Source organism: Streptomyces sp. NBC_00259 (assembly GCF_036181745.1).
In the GTDB taxonomy this organism is placed as follows: domain Bacteria; phylum Actinomycetota; class Actinomycetes; order Streptomycetales; family Streptomycetaceae; genus Streptomyces; species Streptomyces pratisoli.
Genome location: NZ_CP108080.1, coordinates 326,086 through 346,342 on the forward strand (window position 1 = coordinate 326,086; position 20,257 = coordinate 346,342).

18 protein-coding genes are annotated in these 20,257 nt (G+C 73.7%); 8 read left to right on the top strand and 10 right to left on the bottom strand.

From position 1 onward, the window contains the following. Positions 1-3: 3 nt before the first annotated feature. Complete coding sequence (locus OG766_RS01575; RefSeq protein ID WP_328724347.1) at positions 4-1,686, bottom strand: LuxR C-terminal-related transcriptional regulator; 1,683 nt, start codon at positions 1,684-1,686, stop codon at positions 4-6. Positions 1,687-1,954: 268 nt separating this feature from the next. Between OG766_RS01575 and OG766_RS01580 the strand changes: the two genes are divergently transcribed. From OG766_RS01580 to OG766_RS01605, 6 genes are all read left to right on the top strand, one after another. After that, the gene (locus OG766_RS01580) at positions 1,955-4,048 is read left to right on the top strand and encodes a hypothetical protein (protein ID WP_328724348.1); all 2,094 of its coding nucleotides are present in this window, start codon (positions 1,955-1,957) and stop codon (positions 4,046-4,048) included. A gap of 203 nt (positions 4,049-4,251) precedes the next feature. Beyond that, complete coding sequence (locus tag OG766_RS01585) at positions 4,252-4,830, top strand: hydrogenase maturation protease (RefSeq protein WP_328724349.1); 579 nt, start codon at positions 4,252-4,254, stop codon at positions 4,828-4,830. Positions 4,831-4,843: 13 nt separating this feature from the next. Beyond that, positions 4,844-5,605: a CBS domain-containing protein gene (locus OG766_RS01590; RefSeq protein ID WP_328724350.1), complete on the top strand. Its 762-nt coding sequence runs from the start codon at positions 4,844-4,846 to the stop codon at positions 5,603-5,605. Beyond that, complete coding sequence (locus OG766_RS01595) at positions 5,602-6,114, top strand: flavodoxin domain-containing protein (RefSeq protein ID WP_266377388.1); 513 nt, start codon at positions 5,602-5,604, stop codon at positions 6,112-6,114. The genes OG766_RS01590 and OG766_RS01595 overlap by 4 nt, the downstream gene beginning before the upstream one ends. A 3-nt stretch (positions 6,115-6,117) precedes the next feature. After that, the gene (locus OG766_RS01600; RefSeq protein ID WP_266377386.1) at positions 6,118-6,702 is read left to right on the top strand and encodes an Rv1733c family protein; all 585 of its coding nucleotides are present in this window, start codon (positions 6,118-6,120) and stop codon (positions 6,700-6,702) included. A 102-nt stretch (positions 6,703-6,804) separates the two neighbouring features. Continuing rightward, positions 6,805-7,500: a response regulator gene (locus OG766_RS01605; RefSeq protein WP_266377384.1), complete on the top strand. Its 696-nt coding sequence runs from the start codon at positions 6,805-6,807 to the stop codon at positions 7,498-7,500. Between the two features lie 31 nt (positions 7,501-7,531). Here OG766_RS01605 and OG766_RS01610 read toward each other — a convergent pair whose 3' ends face one another. The 3 genes from OG766_RS01610 to OG766_RS01620 form a co-directional block, all read right to left on the bottom strand. Next, entirely contained in the window at positions 7,532-9,256 is a 1,725-nt protein-coding gene (locus OG766_RS01610; protein WP_266378385.1) for a sensor histidine kinase, read from the bottom strand. Between the two features lie 299 nt (positions 9,257-9,555). Beyond that, positions 9,556-9,852 carry a DUF1876 domain-containing protein gene (locus tag OG766_RS01615; RefSeq protein WP_328724351.1) on the bottom strand — a complete coding sequence of 99 codons (297 nt, stop codon included), beginning with the start codon at positions 9,850-9,852 and terminating at the stop codon, positions 9,556-9,558. 112 nt (positions 9,853-9,964) lie between these two features. Continuing rightward, positions 9,965-10,678, bottom strand: a complete 714-nt coding sequence (locus OG766_RS01620; protein WP_328724352.1) for a helix-turn-helix domain-containing protein — start codon at positions 10,676-10,678, stop codon at positions 9,965-9,967. Positions 10,679-10,916: 238 nt separating this feature from the next. On the opposite strand from OG766_RS01620, the gene OG766_RS01625 reads away from it, so the two are divergent. Next, the gene (locus OG766_RS01625) at positions 10,917-11,588 is read left to right on the top strand and encodes a CBS domain-containing protein (protein ID WP_328724353.1); all 672 of its coding nucleotides are present in this window, start codon (positions 10,917-10,919) and stop codon (positions 11,586-11,588) included. Between the two features lie 41 nt (positions 11,589-11,629). Here OG766_RS01625 and OG766_RS01630 read toward each other — a convergent pair whose 3' ends face one another. From OG766_RS01630 to OG766_RS01655, 6 genes are all read right to left on the bottom strand, one after another. Then, positions 11,630-12,100, bottom strand: coding sequence for a universal stress protein (locus tag OG766_RS01630; RefSeq protein ID WP_266377378.1), 471 nt, complete (start codon positions 12,098-12,100; stop codon positions 11,630-11,632). Between the two features lie 120 nt (positions 12,101-12,220). Then, on the bottom strand, positions 12,221-14,605 hold the full coding sequence (locus OG766_RS01635) for a phosphoketolase family protein (protein ID WP_328724354.1): 2,385 nt from the start codon (positions 14,603-14,605) through the stop codon (positions 12,221-12,223). 75 nt (positions 14,606-14,680) lie between these two features. Further along, positions 14,681-14,965 (bottom strand): DUF1876 domain-containing protein, encoded by a 285-nt coding sequence (locus tag OG766_RS01640; RefSeq protein ID WP_266377375.1) that lies wholly within the window; start codon positions 14,963-14,965, stop codon positions 14,681-14,683. 226 nt (positions 14,966-15,191) lie between these two features. Next, complete coding sequence (locus OG766_RS01645; RefSeq protein WP_328724355.1) at positions 15,192-17,027, bottom strand: FAD-dependent oxidoreductase; 1,836 nt, start codon at positions 17,025-17,027, stop codon at positions 15,192-15,194. Then, positions 17,024-18,523 carry a hypothetical protein gene (locus OG766_RS01650; protein ID WP_328724356.1) on the bottom strand — a complete coding sequence of 500 codons (1,500 nt, stop codon included), beginning with the start codon at positions 18,521-18,523 and terminating at the stop codon, positions 17,024-17,026. Before OG766_RS01650 ends, OG766_RS01645 begins: the two co-directional genes overlap by 4 nt. Then, a complete protein-coding gene (locus tag OG766_RS01655) occupies positions 18,520-19,206 on the bottom strand; it encodes a FadR/GntR family transcriptional regulator (RefSeq protein WP_266377366.1) in 687 nt (228 codons plus the stop codon). The genes OG766_RS01650 and OG766_RS01655 overlap by 4 nt, the downstream gene beginning before the upstream one ends. Before the next feature lie 123 nt (positions 19,207-19,329). Here OG766_RS01655 and OG766_RS01660 point away from each other — a divergent pair, with 123 nt between their 5' ends. Further along, the gene (locus OG766_RS01660) at positions 19,330-20,211 is read left to right on the top strand and encodes an alpha/beta fold hydrolase (protein WP_328724357.1); all 882 of its coding nucleotides are present in this window, start codon (positions 19,330-19,332) and stop codon (positions 20,209-20,211) included. The last annotated feature ends 46 nt before the right edge of the window (positions 20,212-20,257 follow it).

Sequence of the window (20,257 nt, forward strand, 5' to 3'; positions counted from 1 at the left end):
GGCTCATGCCAGTCCGTGGGTGTACGCGTATGCGGTCGCCGCGGCCCGCGTGGACACGTCGAGCTTGGCGAAGATGTTGTTGAGGTGCCGGGCGACGGTGTGCTCGCTGATGCTCAGCTCGGCGGCGACGGACCGGTTGGTCGCGCCGGCGGCGACCAGGCGGAGCACCTCGGTCTCCCGCGCCGTGAGCGTGCCCGGGAGTCCGAGCAGGGCCGCGGCCCGGCGGGCGTCGGGCAGCGCGCCCAGGACCTCGAAGGCGGCCCGCGCCGCGCCGAGTTCCAGCCGTGCGCCCTCGTCGTCGCCGGCGGCCCGGTCGGCGGCGGCCAGCACCATGCGGACCTGAGCGGCCTCGTAGGGGACGCCGAGCTCCAGCCAGAGTCCGAGGGCCCGGCGCAGCAGCCGCACCGCCCGGTCCAGGTCACGCTCGGCGAAGGCCACCGTGCCGCCGGTGGCGGCGGCCGTCGCGTGCAGGATGCCGGTCGAGGATCCCCGTCGCCGCTCCCAGTCGTCCGCGAGCGCCGTCAGCTCGTCCGCCGCCGCCCCGGCCCCGTCGAGGCGCCCGAGAGCGAGCGAGATCTCGGCCTGGGCCGCGAGCAGTCGGCAGCGGTCGAGCCGGGCGGGGGTCCCGTCGCCGGGGCCGGCGAGGGCGAGTCGTAGTCCCGCGGCGGCGGAGGAGGCCTTGCCCTGCGCCAGCCGGAGCAGGGCGAGGCCGGGCTGCGGGTCCCGGCCCAGTTCGTGCGCTCGGCCGTAGGAGGCCTCCGCCGCTGCGCTCTCGCCTCGTCTGCGCTGGATCTCACCGGCGAGATAGACGGCCCCGGCGGCGGCGGAGGCGTTGTCGGGAAGGAGTTCCTCGCAGGTCAGGGCCGCTTCGGCAGTGGCCTGTGGCCAGGCGCCGCGAAGCTCCAGCACCTCGGCGCGGTGGACCCGGCACAGTCCGCGGAAGGCGTTCTCCTCGGGCATCGTGGCGCACCAGTCCATGGCCGCGTCGCTCCATTCGGCGGCTCGTCCGAGATCGGCCGAGGCCATGCAGTGCCGCAGGCCCAGACAGTAGATCCAGCCGGTGAAGAACGAACTGAGTTCACCGGCCATGGCCGCGCACATCGCTTCGTCGAGGATCGCGAGTCCCTCGGCGACGCGGCCCTGGGCGAGCAGCACTCCGGCCCCTGCCTGGGTGCTCATGGCGAGGAGGTCCGCGCTGCCGCAGCGGCGGGCCGTCGCGGCCATGCGGCCCGCGCAGGACATGGCCTCGGCGAACGCGCCGCGCCGCTGCGCCTCCTCCGTGTCGACCCAGGCCAGATAGCACTGTTCGACGCATTCGGGCTGGTCGCCGAGGTGGTGCCGGGCCCGCCGCAGCCATCCGGCGGACGCGGCCGCGCGGCCGGCGAGCTGGAACTCGTAGTGGAGCATCCAGGCGCTGTATCCGGCCTTACGGGCCTCGCCGGCCGCCGCGAAACCGGTGTACGCCTTCATGCGCGCGGCGACGGACTCCTCGGTGCGGCTGGTCCACCAGGCGGCATCGGCGAGTACGGAGAGATCGTCCGGGTCCAGTCCTTCGGGGCCGAGGGCGTGGAAGGCGTCGTACGCCTCGGCCCAGGCCTCACGGGCGGCCGCGTCCCTGGCCCGGTCGGCCGTCCGGGTCGGCTCGTGCCGGGTCGTCTGCTCGGGGCCGGTCGTCCGCTCGGCCACGCGCGGCTCCCTTCCCGCTCCTCACCAGGATAGGAGCGGCCGCGGCGCCGGGCGCCACCGTCGGCGGTCCGTGACGCGGGGTGACCGCCACCGGTAGGGGCCGCCGGACGGTGACGACGCGTCGGATCCGGGGTCGCGGCACGGCACGCAGCGGTGCCTGCCTGCGGCGACTGGCTGAAAGTGCATCAAAAACCTCTCGTGGCAAGGTGTTCCCTGCGAACCCGCTGGTCATCCTCTAGGGAACGGTCCGCAACCCTGGGAGGCTCGCATGGAACGCAGGCGGTTACTGCACGCCGGAGCCGGGCTGGTCGTGGCGTCCGTGGCGGGGCCGATGGTGGCCCCGTCCGTGGCGCATGCCGGCACAGCTGACACTACGGGCGCGCCGGTCGTCCCGGACACGGCGAGCAGACCGGGCACGGCCGGTACGACGGGGCACTGTTCGGGTCCCGCGGTCTCGACGTACGGCATCGCGACCTTCACGGCCGCGATCGTCGGCATGACCGTCCTGGGCGATCACGCGTACGTGGTGGCACGTGGTCAGAATCCGCCGCTGCTGGGCGAGATCGACCTGGCGTCGAAGAAGCTCACGAGGACGGTAAGGCTGCCGCGCGGCGAGGGCGGCTGGGCGGCGACGGTCTCCGGCGGGCAGGTGTACGTCGGGACGTACCCGACCCCGGACATCTACCGCTTCGACCCGGCGACCGGGTCGGTGACGCTGATCGGCACGGTCGGCCCGGCGGGCGGCTTCGTCTGGTGTCTGACCACGGCGCCCGACGGGACGGTGTACGCGGGCACCTATCCGCGCGGCGAGGTCTGGGAGTACTCGCCGGCGACCGGTGTGCTGCGCAATCTCGGCGTGGCGCGGCCGGGCGAGCAGTACGTGCGCGCGATCGCCGCGGACGACCGTTTCGTCTACGCGGGCACGCTGCCCCTCGGCCACATCGTCGCGTACGACCGCGCCACGGGCGCGAAGCAGTCGATCACGCCGGAGCCGTACGGCGGCGCGGCCTGTCTGCTGGCCCGGGGCGGGCGGGTGATCGGGGGGTTCGGCAGGTCGGTCATCGATCTGGCGCCCGACGGCAGCGACGCCCGGGTCATCCCGATACCGGCCACGGAGCGGCTGGTGGACGCGATCACGACGACCGCCGACGGCACGGTGTACTGCATCGGGCGGCCCACGGGCACCGTCTACCGGCGGGACGGCGACGCGCTCGTGCCGGTCGCGGCGCCCACGCCCGCCGACGAGCACCGGGGCCTGTTCCCGCTGCCGGACGGCACGCTGCTCGGCGGTGCGGGCAGCGGACGGCTCTGGTGGCTGGATCTGGGCGGCGGCGGGTCGGACATAGTCGAACTGATCGACACAGCCATGTCAGGACCGGATCCCGTGCAGTCCATGACGTACGGCATGCGCGGGACGGTGCACGTCGGCGGGCACTTCTCGATCACGACGCACCGGCCGGAGGACGGCTCGTCCCGGCGGATCCAGGTCGCGGGCGAGCCGAAGCAGCTGCGCATGGCCGGCAACAAGGTGTACGCGGCGCTGTATCCGAGTACGGAGGTGGTGGAGCTCGACCCGGACCGCGGCAGGGTCCGGTCGCTGGGGTTCGTCGACAACGATCAGCAACGGCCGACGGACATGGTGTACTCACGGCTCACCGACCAGCTGCTGCTGGCGACCGCCCCGCCGGCCGGCCGGCTCAAGGGCGCGCTGACGCTGGTGGACCGGTCGAGGAAGCGGCTCACCGTCTACCAGGACGTGATCGCCGACCAGAGCGTGATGTCGCTCGCGCTGGACGACCGGCCCGGTCGCCGCATCGCGTACCTCGCGGGTGACACCTGGGGCGGCGGCAGCGTCACCCCGGCCCGGCCGAGCGCGACGATCGTCGCCTTCGACCTGTGGCGCCGCAAGGTGCTGTGGGAGTTCGCGCCGATCGAGGGGTACGCGAGCCTGCAGCACATCGAGGTCCACGACGGTGTGCTGTACGGGCTGTACAAGCGGCTCGCGGGCACCTGGTTCGCCATGGACCTGGACAGCCTGACGGTGCTGCGGTCGGGGAAGCTGCCGAGTTACGGCGAGCTCTCCGTGCACCGTGGCGAGGTGTACGCGTCCGTCTTCGGCGGCCTGGTGTACCGGATCGGCCCGGATCTCGCGGAGCCCGAACAGGTGCTCACCGGCCTCGGCGACGGCTGGTACAACCCGCCGCAGCTGGCCTGGGAACGGGCGTCGTGGCATGCCTGGGCCGTGTCCGGCCGGGAGCTGGCGAGGCTGCGGCTCGACCCGGACTGCCCGCCCCCCGCCACCAACCGGGCCGCGGTCAGCCCGCCGGACGAGGCGGTCCTGGAGTCGCTGCTGGCCAACTGAGCGGAAGGGCGAAAGCCAGGAGGGCACAGCACACGGGCCCGGTGGCCTTGCGGGGTGGGCACCCACCCGCAAGGCCGCCGGGCCGGCGCCCGACCCGGCCGGCGCACGACCGGGGGCGGGGTGGTCCCGGCAAGGGGACCGTTCGGCCCATGTGCGGTGGCGCGCGAGGGGCGAGCGTGGGCTGTGCACGAGGGGAGCAGACGATGGAACCCCGTACACGCATCGCCCTCATCGGACTCGGTAACGACTTCAGACGTGATGACGGGGTGGGCTGGGCGGTCCTCGACGTGATAAGGGAGCGGGCCGAGGAGCGGCCGCTGCCACCGGAGGTCGACCTCAGCACCTGCAACAGGGAACCCACGAGGCTCGTCGGCCTGTGGCACGACGCGGACCTGGCGGTCGTCGTGGAATCGGAGCACGGCCACCCGGGGGAACCCGGCAAGATCACCCGTCTGGACCTCGACGCCGAGTGGCTCGCGCAGCCCATGGACGCTTCGGACGACCGGGTGCGGCTGGACGGCCCGGTGCTGAACGAGGCCATCGAACTCTCCCGGATCCTCGGTCGGCTGCCGCGACACCTCGTGGTGTACGCCGTGCAGGGCGCCGACTCCTCCGTCGGCTCCGGTCTGTCCTCCACCGTCACCGCCATGATCGAGCCGGTCGCCGCCCAGGTGGAGGCCGAGATCGTCCGCCACCGCGGGGCGGCGGACAGGGCCCCGTCGTGGGTGGCGCGACGGCGTCCCGGCGGCGTGACCATGGCCGCCTGTCCGCGGCTTCGCTGAGGAGGCCCGGGTGATGAGGCACGACCAGGTGGGTTCCGTCATGTCCGGCGAAGTCGTCCGCGCCGTGTTCGACACGTCGTATCCGGAGGTCGTCCAGTTGCTGGCGCGGCACCGGATCAGCGGTCTGCCCGTCGTGGACGACGACGACAAGGTCCTCGGGGTGATCTCCGAGACCGACCTGCTGATCCATCAGCCGAACGCGGACGGCCCGGGGCCGGCGCCCCTCTTCCGCTGGTCCTCGCTCCCCGGGTGGGCCCGCGTCCGGGAGTCCAAGGCGCAGGCGCGAACCGCCGGACAGCTGATGACCCACCCCGCCGTCACCGTCCGCGCCGAGCAGTCCATCGCCGAGGCGGCCCGCTCCCTGGCCGAACACCGCGTCGAGCGGCTCCCGGTCGTGGACGTCGAGGACCGTCTCGTCGGCATCGTCACCCGGCGCGACCTGTTCCAGGTCTTCCTGCGCCCGGACCCCGAGATCCGCCGGGAGGTCATCGACGAGGTCCTGGTCCGTGCGCTCTGGCTGGAGCCGGACGCCGTCGATGTCGAGGTGCACGACGGAGTGGTGACGCTGACGGGCCGGCTGGGACGGCGCGGCGAGATCCCGGTCGCGCTGCGGATGACCCGCCAGATCGACGGCGTGGTCCGCGTCGTCGACCGGCTCGCGTACCTCCTGGACGACTCACCGGCCCGGCCCCGGTCGGCGGAGCGGTACCCACTGGGCGGCCCCGGCCTCGCGGGTTCCTCCTTCCGTGAGCGCGACGGGGGCTGGTCGCAGTGACCCGCACGGCACTCGTCGCCTACGGCACGACGAACGGATCCACCGCGGAGATCGCCCGGTACATCGGGTCCGTCCTGCAGGACAGGGGGATCCGCACCGAGGTGCGGCCCGCCGCGGAGGTGCATGACGTCGGCCCGTACGACGTCGTGGTGCTCGGTGGGGCGCTGTACTCGGGCCGCTGGCACCGGGACGCGCGGCGCTTCTCGCGCCGTCACCGCCGCGCCCTGGCCGAACGGCCGGTGTGGCTGTTCAGCAGTGGGCCCCTGGACCACTCGGCCTCGCGGGGCGACATCGCGCCGGTGCCGGGCGCCCGCCGGGCCGCGCGGCGGCTGGGCGCGGAGGAGCACGTCACGTTCGGCGGACGGCTGTCGCCGCAGGCGCGCGGGCGCGTCGCCCGCATGATGCTGGAGGACGGCCGCGGCGGGGACTTCCGGGACTTCTCGTGCATCGCCGCGTGGGCCGAGCGCATCGCCGCCGACCTGGTGGCCCTGGAACCGGAACGGCGCTGAGCGATGGTGTTCCGGCTGTGGGCGTACGGGCGGGGCGGTGATTCCGGCCCGTTGCGCCGCCCCTCGGACGCCTTCGAGGCGTGGGCCTCGGGTGCCCTCCTGGCCGCGCTGCTGCTCGGCGCGCCGGCGGCGGGGGTGGCGGCGGGCTCGTCCCTGTACGAGCGGGGCAGGGCGGCGCAGGCGGCCGCCGGCGAACGGGTGCAGGCGGTCCTCCTCGCGGACGCGCCGCCTCCGATCACGTCGGCCGAAGGCACTGGGGACAGCGGGAGGTACGCGGTGCCGGTGCGCTGGACCGCCCCGGACGGCAGCGCCGGCCGGGGCGTGGCGCCGGTGCACGCCGGGCTGCGGCGAGGGGACCGTGCGGATGTGTGGCTGGACGCCCGGGGCCGGGTGACCGCGCCGCCGAGGAACGACGCGGAGATCTGGCTGGAGACGTCGGCGGCCGGTTCGGGAGCCGCGGCCGGCGTGGTTCTCGTCTTCGTGGGCGTACGCGTTGTGGTGCGCCGGGCGGCCGACCGCCGCCGGATGGACGAGTGGGAGCGGGACTGGGCCCGAACGGAGCCCGTGTGGACCGGTCGCCGGTCGTGAAAGGGGCCTTGGGAGGCGTACGGCGGGACCGTTCGGCCCTGTTGCCGCCTTCGCGCGCCACGCCATGATCGGGTGGGAGTGCACCAGACCTGGAGGGCTCATATGTCCGAGGCACCGGTCTTCTCCGAGGAGACGCCCATCAGGGTGTTCCTCCTGGACGACCATGAGGTCGTCCGTCGCGGCCTGCGCGACATGCTCGACGCCGAGTCCGGCATCGAGGTCGTGGGCGAGGCCGGGACGGCCGAGCAGGCGCTGGCCAGGGGGCCCGCGCTGCGCCCTCATGTCGCGGTCCTCGACGTCCGGCTCCCGGACGGCGACGGCATCACCGTCTGCCGTGAGCTGCGCTCGCACATGCCGGACCTCGCGTGCCTGATGCTGACGTCCTTCGACGACGAGGACGCGCTGCTCGACGCGATCATGGGCGGTGCCGCCGGATATGTGCTCAAGCAGATCAAGGGGTCCGACCTGGTCTCCGCCGTGCGCACGGTGGCCACCGGACAGTCGATGCTCGATCCCGCCACCACGGCGCGGCTGATGCACTCGCTGCGCGATCCGGAGGCCGGCCATCCGGCGGAGGACGACCGGCTGGCCGCGCTGTCGGAGCGGGAGCGTGCGGTGCTGGACCTGATCGGCGAGGGCCTGACGAACCGCCAGATCGGCAAGAGGCTCTATCTGTCGGAGAAGACCGTCAAGAACCACATCTCGCGCCTGTTGTCCAAGCTCGGTGTGGAACGCCGGGTACAGGCGGCGGTCATCGCGGCCCAGTTCCAGGAGCACGAGGAGCCGCACCGGCACTGACCTGCCGGCCTGCGGAACGGGACGCCGCACCTCACCCGTCCGGCGGCAGGGACACCCGCCACACCAGCCGGGTGCCGCCGGCGATGCCGCGGGTCACACTCAGTTCACCACCCAGCTTCTCGGCACGTTCCGCCAGGTTGCGCAGACCGCTGCGCCGCCCGTTCTCCCTGATGCCGACCCCGTCGTCGGTCACCGTCACGGACACCGCCCCACCGCGCGCGGCGACCAAGACGTCCGCCTTCGAAGCCCGGGCGTGACGCGCGATGTTGGCGAGGGCCTCGCCGAGAACGGCGACGACCTCGTCGGCGACCGCGCGCGACACGTCGGTGTCGACCAGGCCTTCGATGCGCAGAGCCGGGGCGAAGCCGAGGACCGGAGTGGCGTCCTCGACGGCCCGTACGGAACGGACCCTGAGTCCGGCGGGCGCGCCGGGGGCCTCGTGCTCGCGGAGCCCGAAGATCGTGGATCGGATGATCTTGATGGTGGCGTCGAGGTCGTCGATCGCCCGTCCGAGCCGTTCCGCGGCCTCGGGGTGGTCCACGAAACGCTGGGCGCTCTGCAGCGTCATACCGGTCGCGAACAGCCGCTGGATGGCGAGGTCGTGCAGGTCCCGGGCGATACGGTCACGATCGGCCAGCAGGCTCATCTGCTCGGCGTCCCGCCGCCGGTCGGCCAGCTCCAGCGCGACGGCGGCCTGGCCGGCGAACCCGGACAGGGGCACGGTCTCCGTGTCGTTGAAGGCGGGCCGGCCGGTGCCGCGCGCCAGCATGAGCACGCCCCACAGCTTGTCCCGGTCCCCCACCAGTACCGCCGTGGCCGGACCGCAGTCCGCCCACCGCTCCGGCCGGAAGGTGATGCGGGCGTCGCCGGCCGCGTCAGGAGTGGTGACCACGCCGTTCTCGCTGAGCAGCGCCGCCTTGGCGAACGTGCCCTCGTCGGGCGGCAGCACCACCCCCAGGTGGAGGTCGGCGCCCGGGCCGCGCGCGAGGGCACAGCGCAGGTGCCCGTCCCGCTCGGTCAGATAGACGAGGCCCAGCTCGGCGGAGGTGATCTCCCGCGCCCGGTCGAGCATCATCTCCAGCACATGGGACTCCGAGGCGCCGGACAGCAGCGCACTGGTGAACTCGGCGCTGGCGGCCAGCCACTGCTCCCTGAGGCGGATCTCCTCGAAGAGGCGCGCGTTCTCGATGGCGACGCCGGCCGCCACGGCCAGTGTCGACAGGACGGCCTCGTCCTCGCTGTCGAACTCGGCCCCGCCGCGCTTCTCCGTGAGGTAGAGGTTGCCGAAGACGTCGTCACGCACCCGGATGGGCACGCCCAGGAACGAGTGCATCGGCGGATGGTGCTCGGGGAAGCCGGACGACGCCGAGTGCTCCGACAGTTCCGGGAGCCGCAGCGGCTCGGGATGCCTGATCAGCTCGCCGAGGAGCCCGTGGCCGGACGGCAGGTCGCCGATCTGCTTGCGCAGCGCGTCGCTGATGCCCACCGGCAGGAACTGGGACAGCCTCTGGTCGTCGCCGATGACACCGAGTGCTCCGTACCGGGCGTCCACGAGGACGACGGCCGCCTCCACGATCTCGCGCAGCACCTGTGACAGATCCAGGCCCCGGCCCACGGAGAGCACAGCCTCCAGCAGCCCGTTGAGCCTGTCCCTGGTGCCGCGGACCTCGTCGATGCGCACCTGGAGCTCTTCGAGCAGCTCATCGAGCCTGAGCCGGGGAACCCGGCCCGCGTCGCCAGGGGCGTCGCTGCCCATGAGTCCTCCGCCGATTCGAACGATCATGGTGCGCTGCGCGCAGTCTTCACGTTAACCCGGCGGTGGCCCGTCTGCTCGACCGTCATCGCCCCGGACGGCGGCCCGGGCGGCGGCTCGGGCGGCGGCTCGGGCTGCGGCCCGGACGGCGGCCCGACAGGCGAAAAGGGCCCATCCACTTCTCGTGGATCCTGATTGCGCGGTGAACGTTCCGACCGTTGCTCCGCGTCTCTGTGCAGGGGCCCTTTCCGTCCCTTCCATGGAAACACCCCCCGACCTGCGTCACCAGGGCCCATCCGGCCCTACCGGCCGGGCTCCGGCCAGCCGTACGGGGCGGGGACCTCGCTCGCGGGGCCGGCGCCCACCGACTCCAGGTCCCGGTCCGCCACACGCATCAGCTGCCGGGCCAGGTCGCTCATGGCGCGGCTCGCCGCGAGTTCGTCGCCGATCTCGGGCACGTCGGGGTCCTGCGGGTTGCAGCGTGCCGTTCCGTGACCGGTCAGAGTCGTCGAGCCCGTCTCCAGGTCCACCCTGGCCTTCGTGGTTCCGTCCTCCTCGGACAGGAACATGCGGACCTTCCATTCCAGCGTCCGTGCCATGGCCTACCTCCTCGCCCGGATGGCTCCAGGATCCCCCGGCGCGTGCCTGGCCGCGCGCCTGTCTCCCGGGAGGTGCCACGGCGCAGTGCCGCCGCGGAGCCGTCGGCCGCCGTCAGTCGCCGGCGGGCGTCCACGGGGTGCCGTCGGGGTTGACGACGCGCCGGCCGGTGATGCGTTCGGGCGTGATGGTCAGCCATATCTCACGGCTCCCACCGGCCCACGGGCGGGAGTGCGCCCGTGCCTCCAGCCGCCGCACCGCCTCGCGGTCGGCGACGGCGCGGCCCCGGCCCACGACGAGCACGCTCCATCCCTGGCTGAAGGCTTCGTCGATACGGTCGACCTCGAAGGCGACCAGAGCCCCGTCGGCGGTCGCAGCGACCGTGCCCCACGCGGTACGGAAGGAGATCCCGTCCTCGCCGAAGAGGTAGTTGACCGGCACGACGGACGGCCCGTCCGGCGTGAACACGGCCACCCGTCCCACACCGTGGGTGGACAGCAGCTCGCGGCACTCCGCCTCGACCAGCTCGTACAGTTCCGCGCCGCGGACCGCGCCTCCTCTGCCCGGTGGCAGCGTGACCGTGGCACCCGTGAGTTCGCCGACCGTGGTCTCCAGCGCGTCGGCGATCCGCAGCAGCACGCCGGCGCCGGGTGTGGCCGCCCGGTCCTCGACGTACTCGACGTACGCGGGCGCGGCCCCGCTGCGTACGGCGAGCTCGTCCCGGGTCAGCCCGAGTTCCCGGCGCCGGGCCGCGACCCGGCGCCCCAGGTCGCCGGGCCGAGCCTGTACGGTGCCGGCCCCGGCCTGTACCGAGATCTCGTGGTCCATGGTGCTCACGCTCCTCGCGTCGGCTGCCGGGGGCGGCGCGGGTATCGGGTTCCCCCTGGGTCACCGACAGCCTGCTCCGGCCGGCCGGCCCGTCGCTTGGGCCGGACGGGGCACGTCGGCGGGGTCCTTCAGCCCTGCCCGGCCCCGAGGTGGGCGTCGCACGCTGGACGCGAGATGCGACCCGACACGCTCGGGCCCACGCTGGGGCCCACGCTGGGGCGCAGGAGAGGAAGCCGCCATGGCCGACAGCCCGCACACCGTGGACGACGTCATGACCACGACCGTCGTGGCCGTGGCACCGGATGCCCGGTTCAAGGAGATCGTCGCCACCCTGGAGCGGTGGAAGGTCACCGCCGTGCCGGTGCTGGAGAGGGAAGGCCGGGTGGTCGGCGTGGTCTCCGAAGCGGATCTGCTGTCCCGGGAGGAGACCCGCGACCGCCGCCCCGGCATGATCGACCAGCTGCCGCCCCTGGACGAGGACGGGGCCCGAGACGTGACCGCCGAGAGTCTGATGACGGCGCCGGCGGTCACCGTCCGCTCCGGCGCCTCACTCCCCCACGCGGCGCGCGTCATGGCCCGCCACGGCGTCAAGCGGCTCCCCGTGGTCGACGACGCCGGCGTCATCCAGGGGATCGTCAGCCGCGCCGACCTGCTCAAGGTCTTCCTGCGTACGGACGCCGACATCGCGGCCGAGGTGCGCAAGGAGGTCGTGGACCCGCTCTTCCCGCTGTCCGCCCGGGACATCCGCGTCGAGGTGGCCGACGGCGTGGTCACCTTGTCCGGCGCCGTCCACGACGACAGGCTCGTCCCCACGGCCGCGCGTCTGGCCTACGCGGTCGAAGGGGTCGTCGGCGTGTCCTGCGAGCTCATCGGCCCCGCGCACATCCACCCGCACGGCGACGAGCGCTGACAGCACGCCTCACCGCAGCACACCGTCACAGCGTTGCGGCGTCACGGGGCGCCGGTCACGGTGCCCTGCACGGCGACGTCCGGCCGGACGATGACGACCGGGCAGGGCGCGTGCTGGGCGACCTGCTGGCTCACCGAGCCGAGCAGCATCCGGGCGAACCCCCCGCGCCCGCGGGAGCCGACGACCAGCAGTTCGGCACCCTCGGCGGCGGCCAGGAGGGCCTCGGTCGGGTTGCCGTGCACCAGGCGCTCATGGACCTGGGCCTCGCCCTTCTCGCCGAGCACCTTGCGCACCTCTTCGACGAGGCCCCGTTTGGCCTCAGCGGCGTCGAACTCGGCGTCGACCGCGGGAGCCGACCAGCCGTGCGCGCCCGGCAGCTCGTACGCCGCCACCGCGTCGACCGTGCCCCCGATCAGACCGGCGTGCCGGACGGCCCAGCGCAGCGCCGCGTACGACGACTGCGAGCCGTCGATGCCCACGACCACGCGGGGAGCCTGATCGCCTGTGCTCATGGCCGTTCCACCTTTCTCGACCTCTCACGGATCCCTCGACTTCTCGCGGGTCCCTCATCCACGCTGCGCGACCGCCGGGCGTTCCGCCAGACGAGCGCCGCCACCGGAGCCCGGTGGCCGTCAGCCGGCCCAGGACCAGTCGGCGACCTCGGGCATGTCGACGCCGTGCTCGCGGACCCAGGCGTGGTGCCGGGTGCGGGCATCGGCCATGGCCTGACGTACCGCGACCGCCCGGACGCCGAGTCCGGGCACCCGGTCGACGACGTCCATGACCAGCCGGTACCGGTCGAGGTCGTTGCGTACGACCATGTCGAACGGCGTCGTGGTCGTGCCGAACTCCCGGTAGCCGCGGACGTGGAGATTCGCGTGCCCGGTCCGGCGGTACGCGAGCCGGTGCACCAGCCACGGATAGCCGTGGTACGCGAAGATCACGGGCTTGTCCGTGGTGAACAGGGCGTCGTACTCGAAGTCCGGCATGCCGTGCGGGTGCTCCTCCTGGGGCATCAGCCGGGTCATGTCGACGACGTTGACGACCCTGACGACCAGGTCGGGAAGATGCCGGCGCAGCAGCCCGGCGGCGGCCAGGACTTCCTGCGTCGGCACGTCCCCCGCACAGGCCAGGACGACGTCGGGCGCCCGCTCTCCCGTCTCCGTACCGGCCCAGTCCCAGGCCCCGGCCCCCCGGGCGCAGTGGGCGCGCGCCTCGTCCAGGCTCAGCCAGTCGAAGCAGGGCTGCTTCCCGGCGACGACGACGTTGACGTAGTCGCGGCTGCGCAGGACGTGATCGGCCACCGAGAGCAGGGTGTTGGTGTCCGGCGGCAGATAGACGCGGACGACCTCGGGGCTCTTGTTGAGGACGAGGTCGACGAAGCCCGGGTCCTGGTGGGAGAAGCCGTTGTGGTCCTGGCGCCAGACATGCGAGGTCAGCAGGTAGTTGAGGGAGGCGACGGGTGCCCGCCAGGGCAGTTGCCGGGACGTCCTGAGCCATTTGACGTGCTGTCCCACCATCGAGTCGACGATGTGCACGAAGGCTTCGTAGCAGGAGAAGAGTCCGTGGCGTCCGGTGAGGAGGTAGCCCTCCAGCCAGCCCTGGCAGCAGTGCTCGGAGAGGATCTCCATGACCCGGCCGTCGCGCGCCAGATGCTCGTCGGTGGGGAGGACCTCGGCCTGCCAGGCCTTTCCGGTGGCGCCGTAGACCGCCTGGAGCCGGTTGGAGGCCGTCTCGTCCGGGCCGACCAGCCGGAAGTCACGGCGCCCCGCGGTGTCCCGCATGATCTGCGCGATCAGGTCGCCCAGGACCCGGGTGGGTTCGTGGAGGGTCTCGCCGGGCTTGTCGACGGGCACGGCGAAGCGTTCCAGCGGCGCGACGGGGAGGTCGCGCAGGAGGAGCCCGCCGTTGGCGTGCGGGGTGGCGCCGAGCCTGCGGTCGCCGTCGGGAACGGCCGCGAGGACCTGCGGGCGGGGGCGGCCGTCCTCGTCGAAGAGCTCGTCAGGACGGTACGAGCGCAGCCACTGCTCCAGTTGTGCCAGGTGCTCCGGATTGTCCCGGACGCCCGAGAGCGGTACCTGGTGGGAGCGCCAGGTGCCCTCGACGGGCTCGCCGTCGACCCGGGCGGGACCGGTCCAGCCCTTGGGGGTGCGCAGGACGATCATGGGCCAGCGGGGCCGCTCGGTGGTCCGTCCGGCACGGGCGTCCCGCTGGATGGCGGCGATGCGGTCCAGCGCCAGGTCCATGGCGGCGGCCATCGCCCGGTGCACCTCCGCCGGCTCGTCGCCGGCGACGTGCAGCGGCTCGTGGCCGTAGCCGCGCAGCAGCTCGTCGAGTTCGCCCCGCGGGAGCCTCGCGAGAACGGTCGGGTTGGCGATCTTGTAGCCGTTGAGATGGAGGACCGGGAGCACGGCCCCGTCGTGGACGGGGTCGAGGAGCTTGTTGGAGTGCCAGGAGGCGGCGAGCGGACCGGTCTCGGCCTCGCCGTCGCCGATGACGCAGGCGACGACCAGTTCGGGGTTGTCGAGGGCGGCTCCGTAGGCGTGGGCGAGGGAGTAGCCCAGCTCACCGCCCTCGTGGATGGAGCCGGGCGTCTCCGGTGCGACATGGCTGGGAACGCCGCCGGGGAACGAGAACTGCCGGAAGAGCCGGTTCATGCCCACCGCGTCCCGGCTCACGTCCGGGTACGTCTCGCTGTAGGTGCCCTCCAGCCAGGAGTTGGCCAGCACGGCGGGTCCGCCGTGGCCGGGGCCCCAGATGCAGAGCGCGGACAGGTCACGCGCCTTGATCACCCGGTTGAGGTGGGTGTGGACGAGGTTGAGCCCGGGCGAGGTGCCCCAGTGGCCCAGCAGCCGCGGTTTGATGTGCTCCGGTCGCAGCGGCTCCTTCAGCAGCGCGTTGCTCATCAGATAGATCTGGCCCACGGCCAGGTAGTTCGCCGCCCGCCAGTGCGCGTCCAGGCTCCCGAGTTCCTCGCGGCTCAACGCCGTCCGGCCATGGCGCATGACCTTGCGCATCGGTTCCTCCGTAACGTCGGGTGGTGAGGTCACATCGGGCCGTACGGCGCCGTCCGGTCCTCCCGCGCCGTTCGGTCAGCGGGCGGCGCCCGGCCCGGAGTCCGGGATCGTGTACCCGTGGTGGAGGGTCTCGATGTCGCCGTACGCCGCCATCATGAGCTGACGGCCGAGGTCATGGCAGGCGCGGCTCGCGGCGAGTTCGTCACCGATCTCCGGAACGTCCGGGTCCACCGGATGGCAGCGGGCGACTCCGCGGCCGGTGAGCACCGTCGTTCCGGTGTCCAGCCGCGCGTGGGCCTTCGTCGTCCGGCCCTCCTCGAACAGATCGAGCCGGATCCTCCATTCGGCCGTTCGCGCCATGACCCGTTCGCCTTCTCCCGCCTCACGCTGCCCGTGCCGTGCGCGGTACGAGGACCGCGCACCACCAGCGTGCGTCCAGGGCGCGCCCCGGGCATGGGCCGTTCGGCTCGGCCGGGGGACCGAACGGCTCCGGGCCGCGGGCCGCTCCCACCCTTGCGGCAGGCCGGACGGCGGCGGCCGGACGGCGGCGGCCGGACGGCGCCGTTCCCGCCCGCCGGGCACGGCCTCACCGCTCCAGCTGTGCCTCCGTCACCGCGAGCGCCGCCGCCATGATGCTCAGCTGCGGATTGACCTCGGGGCAGCCGGGCAGCACCGAGGCGTCCGCGACCAGCACGCCCTCGACGCCGCGGAGCCGTCCCGTGGCGTCGGCCGGGGAACGCTCCGGGCCGGAGCCCGCCGCGACCGTGCCGGTGGGGTGGTACGCGGACAGATGCAGCTGCCGCGGGCCCGCCCCGGCGAGGACGCCGTCCAGCTCGTCGAGGCTGCGGGCGCGCGGGGCGCCGGGGATACCGGTCAGGACCTCCTGCGCACCGGCGGCGAACAGCAGTTCCCCCATGGCGCGTACAGCGCGCATCAGGCGCCCCGCGTCCCGGCGGTCCAGGTCGTAGCGGAGCAGGGTGCGGTCGCGGCCCAGGACGCGGCCCGAGGGACGGTCGGCGATCATGGCTCCCAGGGTGGCGAGCCGGTCGGCGTCCTCCAGTTCACGACGGAGCTCGTGGCCGAGGCCGGGCAGGACGAAGGAGCCCATCCCCGGCGGGGTCGCGGTCGCCTCGATCAGCACGCCGCCGTCGTGGTGCTCCTCCACGCCCACGCTCTGCAGCACCCCCTCCCAGGCCGTCACGGGCTCGGGGAAGCGTCCGGCGACGCTGGTCGCCGGGTGGACGCTGAGGTTCCGGCCGAGCCTCGGGTGGCTGCCGAGGCCCGAGCGGCGCAGCAGCGGAGGCGACTGCAGGGCGCCCGCGGCGACGACGACGAGCGGGGCGAGGATCTCGAACTCGCCGCCGTCCTCGCGTCGTACGCGTACGCCGGCCGCGCGCGGCCCTCCGGGCCGGTCCCCGTCCACGAGGATCCGCCGCACCTCGGCTCCGGTGACGATCCGGGCGCCCGCGGCACAGGCGTCGGGCAGCACGGACAGCTGCACGCTCTGCTTGGCCCCGGTCGGGCAGCCGACGACGCACTGGCAGGAGCCCTTGCAGCCGGGCGCGTTGCGCCGCAGCGGCGCCGCCTCCCAGCCGAGCCGTTCGGCGCCGTCGAGCGCGATCCGGCCGTTGTTGCCGAGGACGTCCAGGGGCTGGGTGGCGACCTTCAGCGTGCGCTCGGTCTCGTCGAGGTACGGTCCCAGGCGTTCGGCGAGGTGGAACCCGAACTCCTTGGTCCAGCGCGCGAGGACATGCTCCGGGGTGCGGTAGCACGTACCCGAGTTGACGACGGTGGTGCCGCCGACGGCGCGGCCGACGGGCAGCAGCAGCGGCGGACGGCCGAGGGCGACGGTGGCTCCGCCGTCCCGGTACAGGTCGGCGAACCGGTCGAGCGGGGTGCGCCGGCCGAACGACGCCGTGGAGTGGTGCTGCCCTTCCTCGAGGACGACGACGGTGAGCCCGGCGCGGGCCAGGGTCCGCGCCGCCATGGAACCGCCCGCGCCGGAGCCGATGACCACGGCGTCGGCGGTGGAGCGGTCCGGCCAGCTGTCGGCGGGTGTGCAGTCGAGCGGGGGGTCCTCGCGCGTCAACGGCGGTACGGACAGGCCCTGCTGGAGCATCCGTTCCGTCCCGGCGGCGAGCAGGACGGGCACTTTGAGCACATCGAGCAGCGGGAGGAGCGCGGGCCGCGCGCCGAGTGAGCCGAGGACGGACTCCCGCTCGGCGGGCGTGAGGGCGGCGAGCCCCCGGCCGGTGCGGGCGAGAGCGTACGCGTCGAGGGCGCGGGCCGCGGACCGCACCCCGGTCCTGGCGGGGCGCGGCATCGAGGCGAGGACGGTTTCGAGCCGTGCGGGCACCCGGGCCGGCCAGCCGTCGGTACCGTCGTCGGCGATGAGGGACGCCACGAAGCCGGTGAGGTTCATCGGGTGCCCACTTCCGCGTGTGCCGTTCCGTTCAGCGTCCACTCGGCCTCGGTACGCCAGCCGCCGAACCACCACCGCTCCAGCAGCACATGCGCATCGGCGCGTTCGCTGTTGCGGCAGACCGCGGGTGAGCCGTCCGGGTCGGTGTAGTCGAGCGCGAGGGTGCGGTCCTCGGGCTGTGTGACGTCGACGCGGATACGGCGCAGCCCGGCGCGTCCGGTCACGGTCCAGGTGGGCAGGCCGATCGCGGCACGGAACCGTCCGGGTCCCGCCCAGCCGACGGCGGTGCGCTCGGCGCGCCGGGGCCAGGTACGGCCGCCCCGGCGCAGCCGCAGGAAGACCAGGGGCGGAAGCCTGCGCAGCCCGGGCCGCATGGAGACCGCGGCGACGATCTCCAGCACGTCGCCGCCGCCCAGGTCGGCGTGCAGCCAGGCCCAGCGCCGGGCGTTGCCGTGACCGTAGATGCGGGCGGAGGCACCGGGCGCCGAGGCGAGTGTCAGCGTCGTGTCGTCGTACGAGAACGACCCGCCGTAGGTGGCCCGTGCGGCGGGCAGGATCTGGGCGGCGGGGAGCAGGGGGCGGCGCCAGGACCAGCGGGGGAAGGTGAACAGCGGCGCGTCGGCGGCCTGTTCGGCGAGGTCCCAGCGCAGCGTTCCGGCGGCGCCGGTCAGCCGGCCGGGGACGGCGGCGACGCCGTCGGCGGTGAAGCCCGCTTCGCCGGGGGTCCACTTGCCGGGTCCGAAGCGGGCGTGGCGGACCGGCGCGTCCTTCGGGAACACCGCGGCCCAGCCGTGTGCGTACGGCTCGGACCCGTCGGCGGGCGCGGTGAGTTCGTGGTGGAGCCACAGGCCGGTGCCGGTGGCCGGGTCGGTGATGGTCGTGTACCAGACCTCGGTACGTCCCGGCTCGCCGTTCCAGCGGGGTGCCATCAGTGGCGCCGCGTGCTCGTGGCGCGGGAAGCGGAAACTCGCGAGGAAGGGCAGGAGCCCGGTGGTCACGGGGAAGCGCAGCGTTCCCCTGCCGGCCTCCGTGCCGTCCTCGTACAGCGTGAACGGGAGCACGGTCATCGAGGCGACCGGCCTGCGCGGGGTGACGGACTTCCAGCCGTCGAGGGTGAAGCGGCGGCCGCCGGCCGTGAACGAGATCCGGTAGCGGATGCGCCGCCGCGCGAGCGGGGATATCTCCAACTCGCCGTCCGTGTGCGTGTCGTCGGCCCATCCTTCGATACGGATCCGGCCGGTGGCCCGCGCCTCGGTCGTGCCGAGGAGCCGCATGACGCGGTCCGCCGTCACCCGCAGGTCGAGGCGGACCCGGCGGGTGCGGTCCTCGCCGTCGAGCCGGACGGTGCCGAGCATGGTCTCGCCGAACGAGGTGCCGCGCGTGCTCGCGCCCTCGCGTGTACCCGCGCCTGCCTCTGCGCTGTCGCCTGTGCCTGCGTTCGCACCCGCGTCTGCGCCCGTACCGGTGCCCGCGCCTGTGCCTGTGCCTGTGCTCATGCGAGACCCTCCAGCATGATCCGCTCGGTCGCCGTCAGATATGCCTCCGCCGCCCGCCGGGCGGCTCCTTCGTCACCCGCGGCCACCGCCGCCACCACCGGCTCCAGCCGTCCGTACGCGGCCTCGGGGTCCGTGAAGGGCCCGACGAGCGCGGCGCGCACCGGCAGATAGGCGTTGAAGAGGGTGTTGGTCAGCAGTCCGTAGACACGGTTGCCGGTGGCGCGGGCGAGCGCCCGGTGCACCTCGATGTCGGCGAGCTGCACGGCGTCCCCGCCGTCGGCCGCCCGCACCTCGGCCAGCAGCACGCCCAGTTCGGCCCGCTGTTCCGCGGTGGCGCGGACCGCGGCCCGTTCGGCGATCAACGCGCCGACGCTGCGCCGCACTTCGAAGATCTCGCCGATCCAGTCCGGGCTGTGCCGTACGAGCATGGGCAGCAGGTCGGCGCCGCCGAGCCGTGCGTAGTCACGGACACGGGTGCCCACTCCGTGCCGGGTCTCCAGGAGCCCGGCCTGGACGAGGCGGCCGAAGGCGTGCTTGAGGGTGGTGCGGGTGACGCCGTACCCGTCGGCGAGTTGGCGCTCCGGCGGCAGATAGCTGCCGGCCGGGTGGCGGCCGGTGAGGATGTCCTCGCGCAGCCGCCCCTCCAGGACGTCGACGATGGTCTCGCGGGGCAGTGCCTCCACGCCGTTCCTCCCAGTGGCTCAGTGGATGAGCCACTCAACCAACGGGAGTCGACCGCGTCAAGGGGCACGGCCGCGGGATGACAGGATCTTGTACCGATGGACCGGTTTCACGAGGAGCGACACATGACCACACCTCCGGCCGAGCTGGAACTCGCCGTCGACGGCGGGGCGTTGCGCGTCCTGCGTTTCGGCGAGGGGCCGCGCACCGCCGTCGCGGCCCACGGAATCACCGCGTCCGGCATGTCGTTCCGCGCCCTCGCCCGCCATCTGCCGCCCGACTGGTCGCTGTTCGCCCTTGATCTGCGGGGCCGGGGCGGCAGCGCGGCCGCCCCCGGTCCGTACGGCTTCGACACCCACGCGGCCGACCTGTGCGCGGTGGCCGAGCGGTGGGGCGGCGGCGCGCGCGTCGCCCTCGCCGGTCACTCCATGGGCGCGTGCGTCGCCCTGCGCGCCGCGGCCCGCCGTCCCGAGCTTTTCGACCGGCTGCTCCTGATCGACGGCGGCCTGCCCGTTCCGGCCGCACCGGACGCCGACCCCGACGCACTCCTGGACGCGTCGCTGGGACCGATCCTGGCCAGGCTGTCGCGGACGTTCGACAGCGACGAGGCGTACGTGAGCCAGTTCCGCGCCCATCCCGCGCTCGGCCCGGACTGGAACGACGACATCGAGGCGTACGTCCGCTACGACATCACCGGCCCCGAGGGCGCCCGCCGCTCCCGCGCCCAGGAGGGCCCTGTCCGCCGGGACGGACGGGAGCTGCTGGCCTCGGCGGCGGCGCTCGCCGAGGACCTGGCCGGGCTGTCCGTACCCACGAAGGTGCTGTACGCGCCCCGCGGGACGACCGGCACGGAACCGGGGGTGCTCGACGCCGGCCTCGTCGCACACTGGACCTCCCGGACATCGCTCCTGACCGCCGAGGCGATCCCGGAGTGCAATCACTTCACGCTCCTGATGAGCGGCACGCCCGCGAAGACGGTCGCCGACCGCCTCGTGTCGATGGCGTGAGGCGCCGGCTCCGGGCAGCGGTGGCGGCGCCCCGTCCTGGTGCCCC